Source organism: Paenibacillus cellulositrophicus, assembly GCF_009363095.1.
GTDB classification, from domain to species: domain Bacteria; phylum Bacillota; class Bacilli; order Paenibacillales; family Paenibacillaceae; genus Paenibacillus_AQ; species Paenibacillus_AQ favisporus.
The window spans coordinates 6492911-6513798 of the sequence record NZ_CP045295.1 but is presented as its reverse complement, the minus strand read 5'-3'; the positions used below and the strand labels follow the sequence as shown (position 1 = coordinate 6513798).

The 20888-nt window shown below is 53.0% G+C and carries 18 protein-coding genes and 1 riboswitch; of the genes, 7 read left to right on the top strand and 11 right to left on the bottom strand.

Annotated elements, in window-relative coordinates; translation table 11 throughout:
• Nucleotides 1–55: 55 nt before the first annotated feature.
• Complete coding sequence (locus GCU45_RS29705; protein ID WP_152402625.1) at nucleotides 56–1036, bottom strand: hypothetical protein; 981 nt, start codon at nucleotides 1034–1036, stop codon at nucleotides 56–58.
• Between the two features lie 144 nt (nucleotides 1037–1180).
• Complete coding sequence (locus GCU45_RS29700; protein ID WP_152402623.1) at nucleotides 1181–2533, bottom strand: amino acid permease; 1353 nt, start codon at nucleotides 2531–2533, stop codon at nucleotides 1181–1183.
• Nucleotides 2534–2771: 238 nt separating this feature from the next.
• Here GCU45_RS29700 and GCU45_RS29695 point away from each other — a divergent pair, with 238 nt between their 5' ends.
• Entirely contained in the window at nucleotides 2772–3887 is a 1116-nt protein-coding gene (locus tag GCU45_RS29695; RefSeq protein ID WP_152402621.1) for a VanZ family protein, read from the top strand.
• 46 nt (nucleotides 3888–3933) lie between these two features.
• Here GCU45_RS29695 and GCU45_RS29690 read toward each other — a convergent pair whose 3' ends face one another.
• Together GCU45_RS29690 and GCU45_RS29685 are read right to left on the bottom strand one after the other, a co-directional pair.
• The gene (locus tag GCU45_RS29690) at nucleotides 3934–4725 is read right to left on the bottom strand and encodes a hypothetical protein (protein WP_152402619.1); all 792 of its coding nucleotides are present in this window, start codon (nucleotides 4723–4725) and stop codon (nucleotides 3934–3936) included.
• A 207-nt stretch (nucleotides 4726–4932) separates the two neighbouring features.
• Nucleotides 4933–5700, bottom strand: a complete 768-nt coding sequence (locus tag GCU45_RS29685) for an SDR family NAD(P)-dependent oxidoreductase (RefSeq protein ID WP_152402617.1) — start codon at nucleotides 5698–5700, stop codon at nucleotides 4933–4935.
• A gap of 274 nt (nucleotides 5701–5974) precedes the next feature.
• Here GCU45_RS29685 and GCU45_RS29680 point away from each other — a divergent pair, with 274 nt between their 5' ends.
• Together GCU45_RS29680 and GCU45_RS29675 are read left to right on the top strand one after the other, a co-directional pair.
• Nucleotides 5975–6583: a TetR/AcrR family transcriptional regulator gene (locus GCU45_RS29680; protein WP_152402616.1), complete on the top strand. Its 609-nt coding sequence runs from the start codon at nucleotides 5975–5977 to the stop codon at nucleotides 6581–6583.
• A 61-nt stretch (nucleotides 6584–6644) separates the two neighbouring features.
• A riboswitch (ZMP/ZTP riboswitch) is annotated at nucleotides 6645–6728 on the top strand.
• A 67-nt stretch (nucleotides 6729–6795) separates the two neighbouring features.
• A complete protein-coding gene (locus GCU45_RS29675; RefSeq protein WP_152402614.1) occupies nucleotides 6796–7641 on the top strand; it encodes a bifunctional 5,10-methylenetetrahydrofolate dehydrogenase/5,10-methenyltetrahydrofolate cyclohydrolase in 846 nt (281 codons plus the stop codon).
• Nucleotides 7642–7830: 189 nt separating this feature from the next.
• Here the strand turns inward: GCU45_RS29675 and GCU45_RS29670 are convergent, their stop codons facing one another.
• The 3 genes from GCU45_RS29670 to GCU45_RS29660 are packed head-to-tail and all read right to left on the bottom strand — an operon-like array spanning nucleotide 7831 to nucleotide 11332.
• A complete protein-coding gene (locus GCU45_RS29670) occupies nucleotides 7831–9063 on the bottom strand; it encodes an ABC transporter permease (RefSeq protein ID WP_152402612.1) in 1233 nt (410 codons plus the stop codon).
• Nucleotides 9060–9752 carry an ABC transporter ATP-binding protein gene (locus tag GCU45_RS29665; RefSeq protein ID WP_145021275.1) on the bottom strand — a complete coding sequence of 231 codons (693 nt, stop codon included), beginning with the start codon at nucleotides 9750–9752 and terminating at the stop codon, nucleotides 9060–9062. Before GCU45_RS29665 ends, GCU45_RS29670 begins: the two co-directional genes overlap by 4 nt.
• The gene (locus GCU45_RS29660; protein ID WP_167527263.1) at nucleotides 9749–11332 is read right to left on the bottom strand and encodes an efflux RND transporter periplasmic adaptor subunit; all 1584 of its coding nucleotides are present in this window, start codon (nucleotides 11330–11332) and stop codon (nucleotides 9749–9751) included. Before GCU45_RS29660 ends, GCU45_RS29665 begins: the two co-directional genes overlap by 4 nt.
• A 209-nt stretch (nucleotides 11333–11541) precedes the next feature.
• Here GCU45_RS29660 and GCU45_RS29655 point away from each other — a divergent pair, with 209 nt between their 5' ends.
• Nucleotides 11542–12771 (top strand): aminopeptidase, encoded by a 1230-nt coding sequence (locus GCU45_RS29655; RefSeq protein WP_152402608.1) that lies wholly within the window; start codon nucleotides 11542–11544, stop codon nucleotides 12769–12771.
• A 100-nt stretch (nucleotides 12772–12871) separates the two neighbouring features.
• Here the strand turns inward: GCU45_RS29655 and GCU45_RS29650 are convergent, their stop codons facing one another.
• The 3 genes from GCU45_RS29650 to GCU45_RS29640 form a co-directional block, all read right to left on the bottom strand.
• Entirely contained in the window at nucleotides 12872–14041 is a 1170-nt protein-coding gene (locus GCU45_RS29650; RefSeq protein WP_152402606.1) for an MFS transporter, read from the bottom strand.
• 70 nt (nucleotides 14042–14111) lie between these two features.
• Nucleotides 14112–14390: an ArsR/SmtB family transcription factor gene (locus GCU45_RS29645; RefSeq protein ID WP_076167525.1), complete on the bottom strand. Its 279-nt coding sequence runs from the start codon at nucleotides 14388–14390 to the stop codon at nucleotides 14112–14114.
• 202 nt (nucleotides 14391–14592) lie between these two features.
• Nucleotides 14593–15357, bottom strand: coding sequence for an exodeoxyribonuclease III (locus tag GCU45_RS29640; RefSeq protein ID WP_145137695.1), 765 nt, complete (start codon nucleotides 15355–15357; stop codon nucleotides 14593–14595).
• Between the two features lie 163 nt (nucleotides 15358–15520).
• Between GCU45_RS29640 and GCU45_RS29635 the strand changes: the two genes are divergently transcribed.
• Complete coding sequence (locus tag GCU45_RS29635) at nucleotides 15521–16705, top strand: MFS transporter (RefSeq protein WP_152402604.1); 1185 nt, start codon at nucleotides 15521–15523, stop codon at nucleotides 16703–16705.
• 55 nt (nucleotides 16706–16760) lie between these two features.
• Here the strand turns inward: GCU45_RS29635 and GCU45_RS29630 are convergent, their stop codons facing one another.
• Complete coding sequence (locus GCU45_RS29630; protein ID WP_076167530.1) at nucleotides 16761–17096, bottom strand: antibiotic biosynthesis monooxygenase; 336 nt, start codon at nucleotides 17094–17096, stop codon at nucleotides 16761–16763.
• Nucleotides 17097–17390: 294 nt separating this feature from the next.
• Here GCU45_RS29630 and fabV point away from each other — a divergent pair, with 294 nt between their 5' ends.
• On the top strand, nucleotides 17391–18581 hold the full coding sequence (gene fabV / locus GCU45_RS29625) for an enoyl-ACP reductase FabV (protein ID WP_152402602.1): 1191 nt from the start codon (nucleotides 17391–17393) through the stop codon (nucleotides 18579–18581).
• Nucleotides 18582–19223: 642 nt separating this feature from the next.
• On the top strand, nucleotides 19224–20633 hold the full coding sequence (gene aspA / locus GCU45_RS29615) for an aspartate ammonia-lyase (RefSeq protein ID WP_152402600.1): 1410 nt from the start codon (nucleotides 19224–19226) through the stop codon (nucleotides 20631–20633).
• The last annotated feature ends 255 nt before the right edge of the window (nucleotides 20634–20888 follow it).

The window sequence follows — 20888 nt, the reverse complement described above, 5'->3', positions numbered from 1 at the left end:
TTTCTTCTTATCCCTGCAAATTCCCGTACAAACAACGGTACTTTTCGTTTAAAAGCTATTCGTTCTCGATCGAATTCAGCGCTGCAAACGCCAGTGGTCCAAAACCTTCAGAAGCTTCCCTCTGCGGCTGTGTGACATGAAAAACAAATCTGCTGCCGTCAAGCTCCTTCACGATATATTCATGGGTTCCCGAAGAATCGAATGCCGTCAAAAAGATAAGAGCGTCCTTCATCGGACCGGTAAGGTCTGCCGCCCCAAGCTTCTTGATTTCGCCATACGGCTTAAGCTCTTTCTTCCCTTGCAGTTCCAGCTGGTCCAAATTGAAATCTGCAGGCAGCTTCTCAATACGGACCGAGTACTCGTGGTCAACGTTCATATACAGCAGATGCTTGCCCGCATCAAAAGAAAACTGTTCGGGAATATACAGCGAGTACCCTTCAGCCTGAACAAGCTTGGCGGGCCGCACTTCGTCGTTGCCTTCCAAGGTGACCTCCAGTTTGCCCTCGGCAGGGCGCTTACTGACACTGCCGCTACTTGCGGATGATTTAGAGTCCCCTGAATCAGATTGGCCGCCGGCCGAAGCACTGGAAGATGAATCCTTGCCGGATGTGTCGCTTTCGCCGCCTTGGCCTGCTCCTTGCACGCTGTCCGATTTTTTAATTTCGGTCAGTACGAGCTGCTTTAGCGTATCCTCGCCTTCAATAGCCTTTTCCTCGTATTTGAATTGCACCTGGTCCTGCTCCTGTAAATCGGCTACCGCTTGATCCAGCCCGTCATCAAACTGAAAAGCGGTAGGCTTGCCGTCAACCACAATCTCCACCGTATGCGGATCAGCCTGGCCGGTATATGTTCCGGTTCCTTCCTTCACGGACGGTACCTGTTCAGCATTCCCAGGCTGGGTTGACGGATTGTTCTGCTCATCCATTTGGTCTGGCGGCGTACCCGGCGCCGTTTCCTGTTTGTCACTGCATGCTGTTACCGCAACAGCTATAGCCAGCGCCAGCAGAATCGAACTGATTTTAATCGTATTCTTCATGCTGCACCTCCGTTACCATCTTAGACGGACGGAGGCAGCTCCAGGTTTCAATAAATTCGATAGTCTTGATAAAAATATCAAATGGGATGGGTCATACGAGACAATCCAAACCGCTTCATAAGCGCATCATTCGCTTTCTTTCGCTTACTTGCTTCTTCCTGTCCTCGAAAACCGGATCATCGACCAGATAATCAGCACGATAAGTACGGCAATGCATACGCCGATACTAAGCCGGTTCTGCGCATCGAATAAAAACATAGCCGCGATTACTGCCAAGCAGGCCACGACGGCAGACGTAACATAAGGGTACCCCCAAACCTTAAAGGATGGCTCGACCGGATACGACTTCCGCAGCTTAATTTGTGCCAAGGAGATGCAAATCCAGACCAGCAGGACACAAAATCCCGGAACAGCCATTAACACGCGGAACAACTGATCCTGCGCAAACATGCCCAGCATGGATCCCAATATCAAGATCACGGCACACAATAACAGCGTATTTACCGGGATACCCCTCCGGTTCGTGCGGGCAAGAGCCGGCGATGCTTCGCCGGCTGCAGCCATGGAGTGGAGCATGCGTGAAGCTCCGTAAATTCCCGAGTTGGCTGCGGACAGCACTGCTGTAACCAGAATAAAATTCATGAGATCCGCCGCCCCGGATAAGCCGGTCGCAGTCAGTACCTGGACAAACGGACTCGACTCAGGGCCGAGCTGGTTCCAGGGAATCAGCCCGCATATCACGAGGATCGGCAGCGTGAAAAATAATATGATCCGCAAAATAAAATTGCGCACCACTTTGGGCAGCACCTTTTCGCTGTTTTCCGTTTCCGTCAATGTCAAACCGATCAGTTCCGAGCCCCCGTAGGAAAACATGACCACAAGCAAAGCGGAAAAGATGGACGTCCATCCGTTGGGCAGAAATCCTCCGGCCGCCGAGTAGTTATGCAGATACGGCGTGTTGCCGCTCGGAATGATCCCGAAGATCAAGCATGTCCCTAAAACGATAAAGACGATAATCATGGCGATTTTGATCCCCGCCAGCCAAAATTCGAACTCGCCGAAGCTTCCCACGCTCATCAGATTAATCAGAATAATGAAGGCAGCGCTGGCTAGACTAAGCAACCATAACGGTACTCCGGGAAACCAATACTGCAAAAAGCTGCCGGCCGCTATAATCTCTATGACGCACACGGAAAGCCACAGGAAGCAGTACATCCACCCCATAATAAAGGACACTCTCTCGCCAAAGGCCTCACGGACGAAGTCCTTCATATTTTTACCCGGGTAAACGGTAGCCATTTCCGCCATGGCTCCCATGACGACGAGCAGCAGCAGCCCGGCGAAGACGTAAGAGATAATGACGCCCGGTCCGGCAAGACCGATCGTTTCGGCACTACCTTTGAAGATGCCGGTGCCGATGACTCCGCCCATGGCCATCAAGCTGATGTGCCTTGGTTTTAATTTTTTCTGCAATGAAACCCCATCTGGTTGTGACATCAAATATCCTCCTGCTGAATCTTGTTGTATTAGAACAAAAACCATAAGTTCAAGTATAACATTTTGCTTAAGCATCCTGATAGAAATTTAGCCGAATTTTCTGCATTTGCTTCACGATTCTTTATGATTTTTAAACAAAATTTAACCAGAAACCGATCATACATATGCTATGATGTACATTCAGCCGATGGCAAGGCCGAAAGAAAACATAAAGAAATTAAGGCGGTGCAGTTTAGTCGTGTTTCATTCGTATGTATTTCCAATTTCATATGCATTTCTGTCTTTCCCCTTTGCGGCACTATTTTTTACCATTCCCTTCATGGTCGTCCAGTACCGCAGACACGGTTATATCCATAAAATCAGGGCGTTTGTGCTGTACCTGTTCCTGCTGTACCTGCTCAACGCACTGTTTCTGGTCATCCTTCCGCTGCCGTCTTCACGGCACAATCCCGCCATGGCCGGAGGGGCGCTTCAGCTGGTGCCGCTGAATTTCATTCACGACATCCTGAAAGAAACGTCCGTCGTGTCATCGCAGCCCTCGACGTACCTGCGGCTGCTTACGGAACGCGCCTTCCTTCAAGTGGTGTTCAACGTTTTTCTTACCGTGCCGTTTGGTATGATCCTCCGTTATTATTTCCGGACGGGATGGAAACTTTCCATTCTGCTGTCGTTTTTGCTGTCGCTGCTGTTTGAGACGACCCAGCTCACCGGAATATTCGGGTTCTACGATCACCCGTACCGGGTATTCGACGTCGATGACCTGATCACTAACACGCTCGGCGGTTTGCTTGGATTCTTGGCAGCCGAATGGTTATCCGGCCTTCTTCCCCGCATTGAGCATTTGGATGCCAATATCGACCGGGCCGCCAAGCGGGTGACCTATACGCGGCGGGGAATCGCCTTTATGGCGGACGGGATCGTCTGGGCGATCCTGCTTGGCATTCTGCATATCCTGCATGTACCGGCTTCCTTCTGGGTTGCGACAGGACTGTATTTCATGCTGGTACCTTGGCTGACTGGAGGTCTGACTCCCGGCAAATGGCTTGTCCGCATCCGTCTTGCCGATGGAGGGGAGCGAATCTCCCTTAAATCGCTTGTGGTTCGATATGGAATCCTCTACTGGCTGTTTTTTGGAGCCAACCGGGTTCTGGCCGGCTCCCTTGACACCGTTCCGCCAGTCCTTCGCATGATCCTGGGACTCATTGTGTTCGCCATGAATACCGTCTTCTTTATTCATGTCGTCATCTGCGTATTCAAGAAGGAGCCGCAGCTGTTCTATGAAAAATGGAGCAAAACCCGGCATGTTATCCTATGGCAGCCGGCCGCAGCACCCGAACCGGAGAAAAAGGAGTAGTTCCCCTTGGCAGAACGTACTTCTCAAGAACATACACGCTTGTTCTTCAAGACTTGGGGAGTTTCGTTTCCGCTGTCCGGATGACGGAATCGATCTGCTTCTCCCATTGGTAAATTTGATTGAGGGAGGCGCTGATTTTACCAAGTTCCTTATACATCACGGTCAGCTCAGCCGTGGCTGTGATCGCGTTCCCGAGCTTGACTGCCGCTTTATACCGCTTGTCCGACGCGCTCCGGGTGCTGTTCGCTGCCGTAATCTTCTTATTCTCGGCAGTCACCTGCTTCTTTAACGTTTGGACCTGCGCCAACGTATCCTTCACCGCCTTGGCTTTGGCCGAAGCTTCCTTCTTTGCGGCAGCGAGCGCATCCTTACGGCTCTTGATTTCCGCACGGGCCGCACTGGCCGAAGCCTTGATCTGGTTGCGCTTCAGATCGTACTGAAGCGCGGCCTTCTGGTCCTTGCGCTTTCTCGCATCCGCCGCCTTCTTCCCAAGGTCTGTATATTCATTAAGCAGCGGCTGATATTTCTTCTGGGCCTGATCGGCTTCGGATTTCAGCTTGTCGATCTTGGCTTTGTCGATCCCCTGCACCTTCGCATTGACAGACTTTAACCGGTCATCATTCTGTTTCCGGAGCACTTGAATCTGCTGCTTCTTCAGCTTGTTGGCCTCATCCAGCGCCTTATAGCTGTCATGAAGCACACCAATACTCTGCAAAGCGGCGTCCCAAGCACTGTCCGATGCAGCGTCCGCCTTAACCGGACCCAGCATGAACAACGCGACCGTACAGCATAAAACCGTCACCAAGCTGTTTTTCCATAAAACTTTTACATACGTCATCTTCATCTCTCCCCCAAATCATCAAAATTCATAATGAATGGACAAAAAAAGCACCCCGCAAGTAAGGCATGACGCCTTTCCTGCAGGGTGCTTCTCCCGCTTCCATTAACTATGTTGAACTCAATATATCGTTATTTCTCTCGATTGTCAATAAATTCCCAGAACATTCGTTCCTCTATTTTTTTGGGACGAATACGGTTGTCGTGATTACTGACCGACCATCCCGCCGTCTACCGTGTACAGGGAACCCGTAACGAATGAAGCTTCATCGGAGAGGAGGAAGTTCATTACCGCCGCTACTTCTTGCGGCTCGCCGTAACGGCCCATCGGTGTTGCCGCTTCATTGGCGGCTTTGTACGCTTCCGCATTGCCGGAGTTCGCCTCAATTTGCCGCATCATCCGGGTGTTGATCGTTCCAGGCAGAACCGCGTTAACCCGGATGCCCAGCGAAGCCAGCTCGTTGGCAGCAACGCGCGTCAAGCCGATCACGGCATGCTTGGACATAATGTATGGGGCCACTCCTGGCGCACCCATCAGGCCTGCAAGCGAAGACGTGTTCAATATTGCGCCGGAATTCTGCTTTTTCATAACTGGAATAACATAATGCAGTCCCAGGAACACCCCGCGGACGTTGACGTTATATACCAGATCAAGCGCTTCCACCGATTGCTCTTCAATCAGCCCGGTAGGGCCCTCAATCCCTGCATTGTTCGCAAAGTAATCGATGGTGCCGAATTTTTCAACAGCACGGTTCACATAGTTCTGCACGTCCTGCTCTTTGGATACGTCGGCAGCGATCGCCAGTGAATTGGTATCGTTCAGGCCAAGCTCCTCGATGACGCTCTTGACCGCATCTTCCTTCAAATCGACCAGAACGAGGTTCAGATTGCGCTCGGCCAAACGCCGTGCCAGCTCTTTCCCGATTCCGCCGGCCGCGCCGGTAATGACTGCAGTTTTCGTTTGTGTTTGACTCATGACTGAATCGCTTCCTTTTCAACAAAGTTTATAAAATGATTTAAAGGCTTTATAGCTCATGTCTGCTACATGTATAGGTTACACCCTTATTAATTGTTTACACAATAATCATATTTCGAAATAATGTCATCTATCCAACAGATTGCCGCCGTATGTCACCGAACCATGACAATCTTGAACATTTACCTTCTCTTTGTTGATGATTTTCTGCGTTTTGGCGGCATCCCAACTTGCGTTATAATAGGAGAAACGACAAGCTGGAGGCAGATGCATTTTGACAGATGAACACATTCTTGACCGCAGAGCCAGAAGAACCCGGCAGGCGCTCAAATCCGCTCTCGTTTCCTTAATTCTCGATAAAGGCTTCGATTCGGTGACTATTATCGATATCGCGGCCCGTGCAGACTATAACCGGGGCACCTTTTACAAGCATTTCGTCAGCAAGGAAGACCTGCTCAAGGAAATCCACGACGAGTTTCTGCAGGGCATCGCCGAACTGCTCGTCAAGCCGTATGAGGGCCTGGAGCGAATTGAAGCCTCGATGACCTACCCATCGGGGCTGCGCTTGTTTGAGCATATCGAACAGCATAAAGATGTGTTCCTGGCCTTATCACGAGTCGAACGGGGAAAGCTGGCGATGGACATGTACGACAGGCTCAGGGAGTCGATGCGGAAGGACATGCATATCGAAATGGAACCGACCGAGCCGCCGATCGACTACGAAATCATGCTGAGCTACCGGATGTCGGCCACGGTGGGGGTCATTATGCACTGGGCAGAGGTTGATTTTAAATACACGGCGTCTTATATGGCGCAGCAGCTGATGGTGCTGGTTGAGACAAAAATGGATTACATCGTGTTTAAAAGAAACGGCGGCACATAAGCATCATTCTCAAAACTCCCCATTGTGCCTGTAAGCACAATAAGGTATCATTCTACATAGATGGACTGTGTGCGACTGGCGGAAACATGGGATGAACCATGAGGGAGCACATGGATATAAACAGCCGTACGCCTGGGCAGAGGTAAGGGGAATTTCCCCTTGCCTCTTTATGTTTTTCTGGACCTTACCATGATTTAAAGGAGATGCAGACAATGACAGAACAAACGCTGATTTTGGACGGAGCGCGCGTGGCGCAGGACATTAAGGACGGCTTGGTTAGCAGGGTGAAACGGCTGTCCGAGCAAGGGATTACCCCCTGCCTGGCGACCATTTTGGTAGGCGACGACCCGGCATCGGCCACATACGTGCGCATGAAAGGCAATGCCTGCAGACGGCTCGGGATGGAATCGTTAAAAATCACACTGGATGCGGGGACGACGACCGAGGAGCTTATCCGGGAAATCCAAAAGCTTAACGCCGACCCGAACGTTCACGGAATTCTGCTGCAGCATCCGGTTCCCCATCAGATTGATGAAAGAGCCGCATTCGACGCGATCGCCATTGAAAAAGACGTCGACGGCGTCACCACGTTGGGATTTGCGCAGAATGCTTTCGGCTTTGCCGCGTATCCTTCCTGTACCCCGGCGGCCATCATCGCCATCCTGGATTACTACCGGATTCCTGTAGAAGGCAAGCACGCTGTTGTTGTCGGCCGCAGCCCGATTCTCGGCAAGCCCGTCTCGCTGATGCTGCTGAACCGCAATGCCACGGTCACGATCTGCCATTCGAGAACAAAAGGCCTTGGTAATATCGTGTCCCAGGCAGAGATCGTTGTTGCCGCAGTAGGCAAACCGAAATTCATTCAGGGAGACTGGATTCAGGACGGCGCCGTCATTCTGGACGCAGGCTACAATGAAGGCAACGTCGGGGACGTTCATTATGAGGCATGTTTGGAAAAAGCGAGCGCCATTACCCCCGTCCCTGCGGGCGTCGGACCGGTAACCATCGCCATGCTGCTGAAGCACACAGTGGATGCGGCGGAAAAACAACTGGGATAAACCAGTCATCGGTATGGCCAGGTTTTCCAAGGGGCATCACAAATACGCCGGGTAACGGCTTCATAAATGGCAAGAGGGCATTCCGCCGAACATCATTCGGTGAAATGCCCTTTTTTTCTGCCCAAGATGTAATGTTCATGAGTCGGCTGGTAACCGATTCACATCAATCCGTCCGTCACAAATGGCGGCCTATTCGTACCGCAGCGCCTCGATCGGATCCAGCTTCGCGGCCTGTCTGGCCGGGAATACGCCGAATACGATGCCGATGCAGGCCGAGAACCCGACTGCAAGCAGCACGGAGTTCATGGACACCGCGGTGGTCACGTCCATCAGCTTGCCGACGAACTTGGAGCCGCCGAAGCCAAGGATGACGCCGATCACACCGCCCAGGATAGCCAAGGTGACCGATTCAAACAGAAACTGCGATAGAATCGTCCCTTCCTTGGCCCCGATCGCCTTCCGGATACCGATCTCCCGTGTCCGTTCCGTAACGGACACCAGCATGATGTTCATGATGCCGATTCCGCCGACCAACAGGGATATTGCCGCCACGCCGCCAAGAAACAGGGTCAGCGTTTTGGTGACACTTTCGGCGGAGGACATGACATCCTCCTGGCTTTGAACCCTGAAATCATCGTCGGCCCCGCCAAGTTTATGGCTTTGGCGCATCGTATACTGGATCAGCGCCATGGTGCTGTTGATCACGTCGGTAGATTTGGCTTCGACCAAAATTTGCCGGACACTGCTCCGGGAGCTCCCGGTCTGAAACCGGGACTGAATCGTCGTGATCGGCGCGATGACGGTGTCGTCCTGGTCAACCGTTCCCGAAGAACCCTTTGCTTTGAGCACACCGATGACCCGAAACGGGATGTTGTTGATTTTGATCATGCTGCCGACCGCATCGAAGCCCGCTTCACCAAATAGCGTTTCCGCCGTCGTTGCGCCAAGGACCACGACCTTTGCCCGGTCATTGACTTCATCCTCGGTAAAGAAACGTCCGATGTCCGTCTCCCACGATTTGATGTCGGCATAACCCGGCGTCGAGCCGATGATCGTGGCGGAGGCTGTGTTCGATCCGTTCAGCAGCTGCGCGCTAACCTGCGAGACCGGCGCAACGTACTTCACGGTATCTATTTTGGAAATCGGGTCAGCGTCCGAAATGTTCAGTGTGCCCGTGCTTCCGCCTTGGTTGCCTCCTGCCGCTGTGCCGGTTGACGACCCCGAGCCTGCGGTAACCGTGATCAGATTGGATCCCAGGCTTTGGATTTGGCTCGTCACCTGCTTGCTCGTTCCCTGACCGATGGAAATCATGGCAATGACGGTCGCCACGCCGATGATGATTCCAAGCATCGTCAGGAAGGAGCGCAGCATGTTGGACCGTAAGCTTCGGATTGAAATGCGCAGCAGTTCCCCCACATTCATACCCGCTCACGCTCCGTATTCAGCCGGTCCGTCTCGATCAAGCCATCGCGAAACCAAATGACCCGTTTCGTATGCGCGGCGATGTCCGGTTCGTGGGTGACGATGACGATCGTATGCCCCTTTTCGTTCAGTCTCCGGAATATGCCCATGATTTCCTCGGATGATGCTGTATCCAGGTTGCCCGTCGGCTCGTCCGCCAAAATAATGGCGGGGTCGTTGCTCAAGGCGCGGGCAATAGCCACCCGCTGCTGCTGTCCCCCGGAGAGCTCATTCGGCTTGTGATGCATCCGGGTCTTCAGGCCGACCAGCTCAAGGCAGTATTCGGCCTTCTCCCGCCGCTCCTTTTTGTTTTTGCCCGCATACAGCATCGGAAGCTCGACGTTTTCAATGGCAGAGGTTCGCTTGAGCAGGTTAAAGTTTTGAAAGACGAAACCGATCTTGCGGTTGCGCACCTCCGACAGCTGCTTGGCCGATGCCGAGCCGATGTCGATGCCGTCCAGCATGTACTTGCCGGAAGTCGGTTTATCCAGACAGCCGATCACGTTCATCATGGTCGATTTTCCTGAACCAGACGGTCCCATAATGGAAACAAACTCGCGCTCATCGATTTGAAGGGTGACGCCCTTCAGCGCCTGGACCTCGTTCTCGCCCGATGCATAGACCTTCTTCACTTGATCAAAGGTGATCACTGTCCGCCACCTCCCATGCCGCCGCTGCGTGCTCCGCCTCCGCCAGTTCCTCCGGTTCCACCCGTTCCGCCGCCGCGGTTGAACTGCCGCATCTCGCCGCCTCCGTTCATGCCTCCGAAGCCGCCCATACCGCCCATGCCGCCAAAGCCGCCCATGGTTCCCTGGCTCGTTCCGGTGCTCGTCTTTGTCGTCGTCATCGTAATGGTTACCTTGTCGCCCTCGGACAATCCGGTCAGCACTTCGGAATTAGCCCCGTCATCAAGGCCGGTCGTAATTTCCACCTGCTCCTCTTTGCCGCCTTTGTCGATCATGACAATTTTCCGTCCGCCAAACGACTTGATCGCCGCATCAGGAACTTTCAATACATCCTTCTTACCGTCGGTAATAATGGCAATCGTCGCGCTGATACCCGGAATCAGCTTGTCTGCGTTATCTTGACCCGCCGTGATTTCAATGCCGACCGGGAACGTCACGACGCCGCTGGTCTGCGCTTCCCCGAGCACCGCCTTGGACACGACCTTGCCTTTCAGCGTTATGCCCGTGAGCGCGTCAAATGTTATATTTACGTCCTGGCCGACCTTCACATCGGTGATATCGGTATCGTCGATGGAGGCCGAAATCCGGAAGCTCCCGCCGGTTGAGTACATGGAGATGGCCGAAGCAGCGTCGCCGGCAACCGTCTCTCCGACCTTGGCGTTCACGGCGGAAATGATCCCGTCATACGGCGCATAAATTTTGGCCCCGGCAGCGTTGGCCTTGGCGTCGTTCAAGGCAGCGAGTGCCATGGCCACGTCGGCTTTGGCACTGGCCACGTCGCTTTCAGCCGGCCCTTCCTGCAGCTTGGCCAGCTGCGAAACCGCCTGATCATAGGCGCGGGACGCGCTATCCACCTGTGATTCGGCATTGGTAACCGCTTCTTTCAGCTGATCCAGATTGCTCTGCTGCGATACCGCTTGTTTATAAGCGTTCTGGGCATTATCCGCCGCGACTTGAGCGAATAAAATCTGGGACGGGTCCGTTCCCTTCTTTGCTTCGTCCAGCTTGGCCTGCGTGCTGATGACAGCAGCCTTCGCCTTGTCCACCTGTGCCTGCAGGTACGATGCATTGGCCGCCTTTTTCGCGTTCGTAAGCGCCGCCTTGGCGTTCTCCAGATCGGACTCCGCCTTGGACACCTGGGCTTTTTGTTCGCTTAAGGTAGCCGAGTCCGTTCCAGCCTGGATGCTGTCCAGCTTCGCCACTGCACTGTCATACTTCGCCTGGGCTGACAGCAGCTCGTTTTGCAGCGCCGTTGCATCCATCGCTGCAAGCAGCTGTCCCTTTTTCACCGCTTCCCCGACGCTTACGTCGACCTTGGTCACTTTGGAGTTTCCGCTGAAACTCAGGTTCACCGATTCGGGTGCTTCCACATTGCCGGAGGACGTTACCGTTTTGGACAAGTCTCCCCTCTCGACGGCATATGTAATGGTCGCCGTTTCCGTTTTCGTCGCGCTCGCGTTTTTTTGATAAAAATAGGTCCCCCCCGCGCCGATCACAATGACGCATCCGCAAATGATCAGCACGTTTTTTACCGCTTTGTTCATGTCCATTCTCCCTTCCTTCATATGACAAACACGATATCAGCCGAAACTTAAAAAAACCTAAACTCGGGTAGGCATGCAAAAAAGTTTTCCGAAAAAGACGGGAAGCCCCGATAAGCTTGCATCAATGAAATGGATAGAGATACACTGGTAGACAGACATTCTTTTCTCGGCAGGAATGCCATTTCACATACGATGGAGGAACTTGAATCATGGATCATTTTGAACAAATGCTGGAGAAATACGCCGAACTGGTCATCAAGGTCGGGGTGAACATCCAGCCCGGCCAGGTGCTGCTTGTGCAATCCCCGCTGGAAACCGTAGATTTCACGCGGCAGATCGTGTCCAAAGCTTATGAGGCCGGCGCCAAATACGTTCAGGTCGATTGGGACGACGAGAAGGTGACCCGCATCCGGTATGAACAAGCGCCTGAAGATTCTTTCGCTTATTATCCGAAGTGGCAGGCCGACATGATGGAGCAGCTCGCCGAAGGCGGCGGCGCGGTACTGCACATCAAGGTGCCCGACCCTGAGCTGTTCCGCGGCATCGATTCCGCCAAAGTATCGACGGCCGTGAAAGCGGCGGCGGTGGCCCGCGAGAAGTATCAGGCCTACGTACGCAGCAACAAGGTCAGCTGGTCGCTGATCAAGGCGCCGACCCGCGCCTGGGCGAACAAGGTTTACGCCGATTTGCCGGAAGAAGAACGCGTCCCGGCTATGTGGGAAGCCGTATTCCGCATGAACCGCGTCGACAGCGGGGATCCCGTTGCTGCTTGGCGGGAACATATCGCTGAGCTGAAAAAACGGCAGCAGTACATGAACGACAAGCGGTATAAGAGCCTGCACTACCGTGCTCCAGGCACCGACCTGCGGGTCGAGATGCCGGAAGGGCATTTGTGGCTCGGCGGCGGGGATCTGAAGGAGGACGGCGTGTATTTTGTGGCGAACATGCCGACGGAGGAAATCTACACGATGCCGCTGCGGACCGGAGTCAATGGAACGGTATCCAGCACGCTTCCGCTCAACCTGAACGGCCGGCTGGTGGAAGGCATCAAGTTAACCTTCAAAGACGGAAAAGTGACGGAATACGACGCCGTTTCGGGCCGCGAGCACCTGACATCGCTGCTGGAAACGGATGAAGGCGCGTCCTACCTCGGCGAGATGGCGCTGGTGCCGCACGACTCCCCGATTTCGCTCATGATCCGTGTCTTCTACAATACGGGCGTGGACGAAAATGCTTCCTGCCATTTCGCGCTTGGAAGCTGCTATCCGGTCAATATCGAGGGCGGAACCAAGCTGAGCAAAGAGGAGCTGCTCGCCAAAGGCGGCAACGTCAGCCTGACGCACGTCGATTTCATGATCGGTTCGGACCAATTGGACATCGACGGTGAACTGCCGGACGGCACCGTCGAGCCGGTGTTCCGCGCGGGCAAATGGGTTTAAAAATAACAAAAGCGGTCAGTCCCTAAAGAGGACTGGCCGCTTTCTTTTTTTAGATATGAACGCAGTTTCTCTGCTCCATGCGAGTGAAAGACCCGTTCCTTTATTCCGCCGCTGCAACCTTTCTCCGTGCGGACAGCTGATTCAAGCCGAGCAGCGCCAGCATCGCAACCAGAACCCCCACGGCCCCGATCCAAGTAACCGCTGACAGCGAGACGCCCGAGACGACTACGCCGCCGATGCCGGCGCCGGCCGCCATGGACAGCTGCATCATGGATTGGTTAAGCCCCAGCATGACACCGGAGGATTCCGGCTTGATCGTCACCAGATTGTACTGCTGTGCCGGTCCTGTCGACCATGCGGCGAATGACCACAAGATCAGGATGGCGAACACGGCGAACGCCGAGTGGCCGGCTAGACTGAGCAGAATAAGAGCGATCACGTGAAGAGTCATCCCGCTCAATAGGGTGAAGGTCACCCCTTTCTTATCGGCACTGAAACCTCCCAATTTTGAGCCGACCAGGCTGGCGATACCAAAAGCTAACAAGGCCGTGCTCAGCAGGCTTTCCTGCAATCCGGATATTTGAAGCAAATAAGGCGACAAATACGTGTAAGCCACCGAGTAGCCGCCCAGCCAAAAGAAACTGATAGACAGGCCCAGCGCAACTTTCGGATTTTTCAGAAGAGAAAACTGCTGCCGAAGGGGCACATGCGCGTCTCCCTGGATCCGCGGGATGGTCACCGAAATGATGAGCATCGCGACAATGCCGAGCAGAGCAATCCCGATAAATACCGCTTTCCAGCCAAAAGCAGCCGCGACCATTCTTCCGAGCGGCACACCGATGATAAGCGAAGCTGTAAAGCCCATGATGACGGTGGCCAAAGAGCCAGCCTGTTTACCTTCAGGCGCAATTTTGGCGGCGATGCTAAGCGCCGTGACGACGACCATCCCCGCACCAAGCGCCATCAGTATGCGTGACGCCAGCAGCAGTTCATATCCGGGCAGCACGAACGACAAGATGTTGGCGACAACGAAAATGCCAAGGGCCGTGATCATCAGCCTGCGACGGTCCCACCTTGCCGTCAGGGCCATGAGAACAGGCGTAGCGATCGCGTATGTCAGTGAGAACACGGTAATCAGCTGGCCCGCGGCAACGACTGTAATGCCCATCGAATCCGCAATTTTATCCAAAATACCGGAAACGATGTATTCCGAGGTACCTACCAAAAAGCTGATAATGGCCAAAATGTAAATCTTCCAGGTGCTGGTCATAAATGCAATCAAACTCCTTTGAATAATATTTTCGTATTTCTACAATCATAGAAATAAAGGACAAAAAAAATTAGTTCAACAGAAATGGCGCATATTTCTGCGCTACCTCACGGTTCAGGCAGTAGAAAATGAAGGTGCCTTCCTTACGCGAATCCAGCAGACCGCTCTCTGCCAGCTGCTTCAGATGATGGGACAGCGTGGAGTCCGCTACAGTTTCCAGCTTGGTCCCAAGCGTGGAACAGCAGGCTTCACCTTCCCGGGAAAGGATCATCGCCACTTTCAAACGAGTCGGTTCGCCCAGTGCTTTGTATATTTTTACGGCTTGCTTGGACTCCACATCTTCGTTCATATTCCCCTCCTCCTTCCTGATTTCGTATTTCTAAATTTATAGAAATAAATTAGCATACGGTTTACCGGATTGTCAACACCCTATCTTTGTGGGTGGTATTAAAAAGTGGGATCATGCCCCTCACTCACCGCTGCAATGTCTGATCATGTTGATTGCCGCAGTGAGCCAAGGGATGACGGATTACAAGGACAAGATCCACCGTTTACAGCTTCGTTTCGTCCATCAGCAGCTTCACCGGACAATGATCGCTCCCCAGGATCAGATGATCGATCTGGGCGTCAATCAGGGACGGGGCAAGCCGTTCCGATACGAGAAAATAGTCGATCCGCCAGCCCACGTTCCGCTCACGGATTTTGGGCATGTAGGACCACCAGGTATAGGCGCCTTCCTGCTCCGGGTAAAAATGTCTAAACGTATCGATCAGCCCCGTATTCAGCAGTTCAGTCATTTTGCCGCGTTCCTGAGGAGTAAAGCCCGAGTTTTCACGGTTCGACTTCGGATTCTTCAGGTCGATTTCCTGATGGGCGACGTTTAGATCCCCGCAAATGATGACAGGCTTTCGCGCATCCAGCTGCTGAATGTAGCTTCTGAACCGGTCCTCCCATTCCAGCCGGAGATCCAGTCTCGACAGATCGCGGCGCGCGTTGGGCGTATACACGTTGACCAAGTAAAAGCCTTCGTACTCGAGCGTAAGGATTCTCCCTTCCGGCTCCACGTCCTCTTCCAGCCCGGAGTACACGGACAACGGCTTCTGCTTAGTAAAGACGGCGGTACCGGAATAGCCTTTCTTCTCGGCGTAGTTCCAGTATTGGTAATACTCGTCCATGCCGTCCAGGCAGATCTGCCCTTCCTGGAGCTTCGTCTCCTGCACGCAGAAGATGTCCGCATCCACTTGCTTTACATATTCTATAAAACCTTTATTGACACAGGCCCTAAGCCCGTTCACGTTCCAAGATACCAATTTAATCATCATTTCCCCCGCTGTTGTTGAAGTCTGTAACTCTAGTCTACCATACTACGTCCACCCCTTCCGTGACAAATCGGTGATTTAGAAAATGATAGATTCATGATACAATGTCCTAACGCAATTCAACTTATTTCCAAAATGACGTGAGGGATCTATTGTACCAATGAGAACTTCCGCTCCTGTTAAAGCGTTTAATTTTCTGTTTTTCGCCCTGCTGGCCATTTTCATTCCATTTCTCCCCGTATATTTTGATGAGCAGGGACTATCGCCTTCCCAGATCGGCTTCATCGTCGGTACGGGAGGATTTATCACGATTGTGGCCCAGCCGCTGTGGGGGATGATCAGCGACCGGACCAAAACGATCCGGAAAGTGCTGCTGCTCCTTCTCGTTTGCGCGATCATGACCGGCTTTATCCTGTACCATACCGGCACTTACAGCCTGATCATCCTGTTTGCCATGCTCACCTACTTTTTTCTAATGCCGGTCGATCCGCTGACGGAAAGCCTGAACTTCCGCGTCGCGGAATCGGCGGGGATCAGCTACGGCTCGCTTCGCACCTATGGGGCGCTTGGCTATGCAGTGATGTCATTATTCGCAGGCTATATCATGACTTCGTTCGGCGCGCACAGCTTGGCGTATTTGTTTGCGGCCATTGGTCTGATCAGCTTTGTCATTACGCTGTTCATGCCGGACGCTCCGGTGTCGGGCAAACCGGTCACCCTTTCCAGCCTGAAGCATTTTCTCAGCAGCAGAGAAACTTTGCTCTTTCTCATCCTGGTCTTTATCAGTTCGATCCCCGCGCGGATGAACGATACTTATTTAGGAGTTTACATCAAGGAGCTGGGCGGGACGGCCAGCCTGGTGGGACAAGCCTGGTTTCTGGCAGCCGGAAGCGAGATCGTTGTGTTCGCCTTGAGCTTCTGGTGGCTTCGCAAAGGCAGCGAGCTGATGCTGATCGCCTTTTCGGGATTTTTTTACTTTATACGCTTTTTCGCATCGGCCTGGATTGAGGACCCGCATCTCCTCGCCTATCTGCAGTTACTGCAGCTGCTCACCTTTCCGGTGTTTTATTCCGCCGCCATTCAGTACCTGTACCGCATCGTTCCAGTCGAATGGCGGGCAACCGGGCAAACGGTGCTGGCGCTGCTGTTCTTCGGGGTTTCCGGCATTATCGCTTCCTTTGCAGGCGGTGCGCTGTATGAGGCATTCGGCGGGAGGACACTGTTTCTGACGATTTCCGGCATGTCGCTGGCGGGAACGCTGTTCGGTATTGTACTGTACCGGATTTACGGGCGCAGAAACCGTGCAGCAACTGCAGAGACGGCCGGAGAGAACGCCCCAGAATAATCATGAAGACTACAAAAAACCGCCATTAGTGGCGGTTTTTTCTTGGTTCCCGATATTAATTGGTGCTGGAAGAAGCCTTGCCCGGCTTCACAGCCTGCACTTCATACATTTTGACGGTTGTGCTGATCATATAGGCTGGCGGCTCCTGGCCCTTCTTGTCGCGATGACCTTGAAGATGCGCGTCGCTTTTCTCCCAATTTTTCCAATCTTCCTGGGACTCCCAGCGGATCATGACGACGACTTCGTCCTGCTCTCTTCCACGGGTATTGACCATGACCGTTCTGTCGATCAAACCGTTCATCTCGTCCATTGGGCCGTCCTTGGTGAATCTGGCCGCAACCTGTTCGCTGTACCCTTTTTGCACAGCCATTGTTCTCAATTGAATAAACATAGGTGGTTCCTCCCGTCAATCGATATGATTGCTGTATTCCTGCGGAATCATCGCCTCATGTCGGCTCCGTGATTTCCGGACTGTATTCATCTTACTTGATAATGATTCTCATTGTCAAATGGGTGGACATCCCGAAATCTCTCCGCTTCTACCATTCACCGCTTAAACCCTTGTATTTCGGTTTTTAGATATAATATCATTAAAGGAGTTTCCTCATGGCTGTAGTATGGGATACATAAACCTGAATCCAAACAAACGATACTTTACTTTAACAAAGAGAGGATAATCATTCACATGATCATCAAACCAAGAACCCGGGGCTTTATCTGCACGACGGCACATCCTGTAGGATGCGCTGCGCAGGTCCAGGCCCAAATCGATTACGTCAAATCCAAGCCGGCCGTCCAAGGGCCGAAAAACGTGCTCGTGATCGGCGCGTCGACCGGCTATGGCTTGGCGGCACGCATCACAGCTGCATTCGGAGCCGGAGCGAATACCGTAGGCGTATACCGCCCAAGCAGCGGTTCCGAGAAACGGACAGCCTCGGCCGGATGGTACAATTCCGCCGCGTTTGAACAAGCAGCTGAAGCGGCCGGGCTAAAATCTTTCAGCGTGACAGGGGACGCCTTCTCGACGGAAACGAAGGAGAAAACGGTGGAATTGATCCGTTCCGAACTCGGTCAGGTCGACCTGGTGGTGTACAGTGTGGCATCCGCCCGGAGAACCGATCCGGTCACCGGCGAAGTGTACAATTCCACCCTTAAACCGCTGGGCAAGCCCTATACGAATAAAACCGTCAACTTCCACACCGGCGAAATCAGCGAAGTGACCATTGAACCCGCTACGGAAGAAGAAGTCCGCAGTACGGTTGCGGTCATGGGCGGGGACGACTGGCAGCTGTGGATCGATGCGCTGGAGCAGGGCGGCGTGCTGGCCGACGGAGCCGCCACCATTTCCTTCTCCTACATCGGTTCGGACATCACCCAGGCCGTGTACCGGGAAGGCTCCATCGGCAAAGCCAAGGATCACCTGGAAGCCACTGCGCTGAAGCTGAACGACCAGCTGGCAGCCAAAAACGGAAGTGCTTATGTCGTTGTCAGCAAAGGGCTGGTGACCCAATCCAGTTCGGCGATCCCGGTCGTGCCGCTGTATATCTCCGCCTTGTACAAGGTCATGAAAGAAAAAGGCATCCACGAAGGTTGCATCGAGCAGACCTACCGCCTGTTCACCGACCGGCTGTATACCGGCGGCGAAACACCTGTGGATGAAGTCGGCAGAATCCGCATCGACGACTGGGAGCTCCGGGAAGATGTGCAGGCTGAAGTCGCCGACATCTGGAACAGCATCACATCGGACAACATCTATGATCTGACCGATCTTCATGGGTACCGCCGTGAATTCTTCCAGCTGTTCGGCTTTGAGACGGATGGCGTCGATTATGAAGCCGACGTAAATCCTGACGTAAAGGTTCCGCATTCCGTTTAACAGATTTATACGCTTATTTTATAGAGAAGCCCGGGTATGCTTGTTCGCATACCCGGGCTTTTTGGCTTGTTCACCAATTCTTCGATATGACGAATCATAAACGGCCATCCTCCGGGTATGTTAATGAAGACGATCCTGAACGATCGGTTGGTCGGCATTGTCAATGACTTCTCTGAACATGTTCCTCTCCTCCGGAGACTCGGGAACAAGCATCTGCGGGAAATTGGCCTTCAAAATCTTTTCCAGTTCCCAACCGTCATCTGGGAAATCGACTTGCGGCCGCTAATCCGAAGCAGCAGGATACCCGCCAGCGCTACAACCGCCGACTGCCAGACAATGAACATGATACGCCTCCTCTTTTTTATGCCAAGCTGTGCGAAGTGTAAAAGCTCCTTCAATGTAAGCCTTGCCACCAATACAAAGTTCAAATGTATGTGTGTAGAAGTATGTCATTCACCGTCCCCCAAGGGTTCGTATCGTCCGTTTTCAGTGGACAAATGAATGATCTTTACACCCCTCGTTGACAATAAACTAGCAAATTTCAAGACAACCAGCGTATAATGGTAGCGAGTCCGACAAATCACAGCGTTTACATGCGGCTCTTTGACTTATCCAGTACAGATACCCGGAGGATTGATTTTCATGAGATTGGAAAAAGATTTTCTAGGCACCAAAGAAGTTCCCAACCATGCATACTACGGCATTCAAACCCTGCGCGCAAAGGAGAACTTTCCGATTACCGGACAGCATCTGCATCCTGAACTGATCCGGTCGATGGCCATGGTCAAAAAGGCTGCAGCATTGGCTAATATGGAAATCAAACGGCTGCTTCCAGCCAAAGGTGAGGCCATTGTACAAGCCGCAGATGAGATCATTGGCGGTGAGTGGCTCGACCAATTTATCGTGGATCCGATCCAGGGCGGCGCCGGTACATCGATAAATATGAATACGAACGAAGTCATTGCGAACCGGGCTTTGGAATTGATGGGCAAGGAAAAAGGCAGCTACGCCGATATCAGCCCGAACAACCATGTCAACATGGCGCAATCGACCAACGATTCGTTCCCGACCGCCGTCCATCTGGCAACACTGACCATGATTGACAAGCTCGTGGCCACCATGACTGATCTGCACCAGGCCTTCGTCGATAAAGCCAACGAGTTTGACGCGGTGATCAAGATGGGCCGAACCCATCTGCAGGACGCCGTTCCGATCCGTCTCGGGCAGGAATTCCAGGCATACGCCCGCGTGCTGGGCCGTGACATTGAGCGGGTCAAAGCCACCAAGAACAACCTGCTGCATATTAACATGGGCGCAACGGCGGTCGGTACAGGCCTCAATGCCGATTTGACCTACATCAAGCGCGTGGCCGAAATTCTGGCAGAGCTCAGCGGTTTTCCGGTGCAGGCAGCGGATCATCTTGTCGATGCCACCCAGAATACCGACGCCTATACCGAGGTGTCCGCCGCCTTAAAAATTTGCATGATGAACATGTCCAAAGTCGCCAACGATATCCGGCTAATGGCTTCCGGCCCACGGGCAGGACTTGGGGAACTTTCTCTCCCTTCACGCCAGCCGGGTTCCTCCATTATGCCGGGGAAAGTCAATCCGGTCATGTGCGAGGTTATCAACCAAATCGCGTTCCAGGTGATCGGTAACGACCATACGATCTGCCTGGCATCCGAAGCCGGCCAGCTGGAGCTGAACGTCATGGAGCCGGTTCTCGTCTACAACCTGCTGCAATCGCTGGAAATTATGAATCAGGGCTTCCGGGTGTTCCGCGAGCACTGCGTCGAGGGCATTCAGGCTAATGTGGAGCGGTGTAGGGAATATGTCGAGAACAGCGTCGGCATCATTACGGCACTGAATCCGCACCTCGGCTACGAAGTCGTCTCCCGCATTGCGCGCGAAGCGATCACGACCGGCAAGTCGGTTCGGGAGCTGTGCCTGCTGTACAACGTGCTGACGGAAGAAGAGCTGAACATCATCCTCGATCCTTACCAAATGACCAATCCGGGCATTGCAGGCGAAGCGCTGCTGCGGAAGGAATAAATTATGGGAACAGGCCGTGCCGGCAATGGCACGGTCGTTTTTTTTATCATATAAACGCAGCGTTGTTCCTCCTCTTCCACCTGGATCTTTTGAAAATTTCTATGTACATAGAATGAAATAAAGAATCTCATTGGCCTTTGTTGGGCCGATCTAACAGCAATTTTCATGCAAATCCTTAGTTCTATCTATGTAAATACATAAAATCCCCCTTTCCTTACCATACTACCCTTTATCAAAGCCTAAACCGGAATAGAG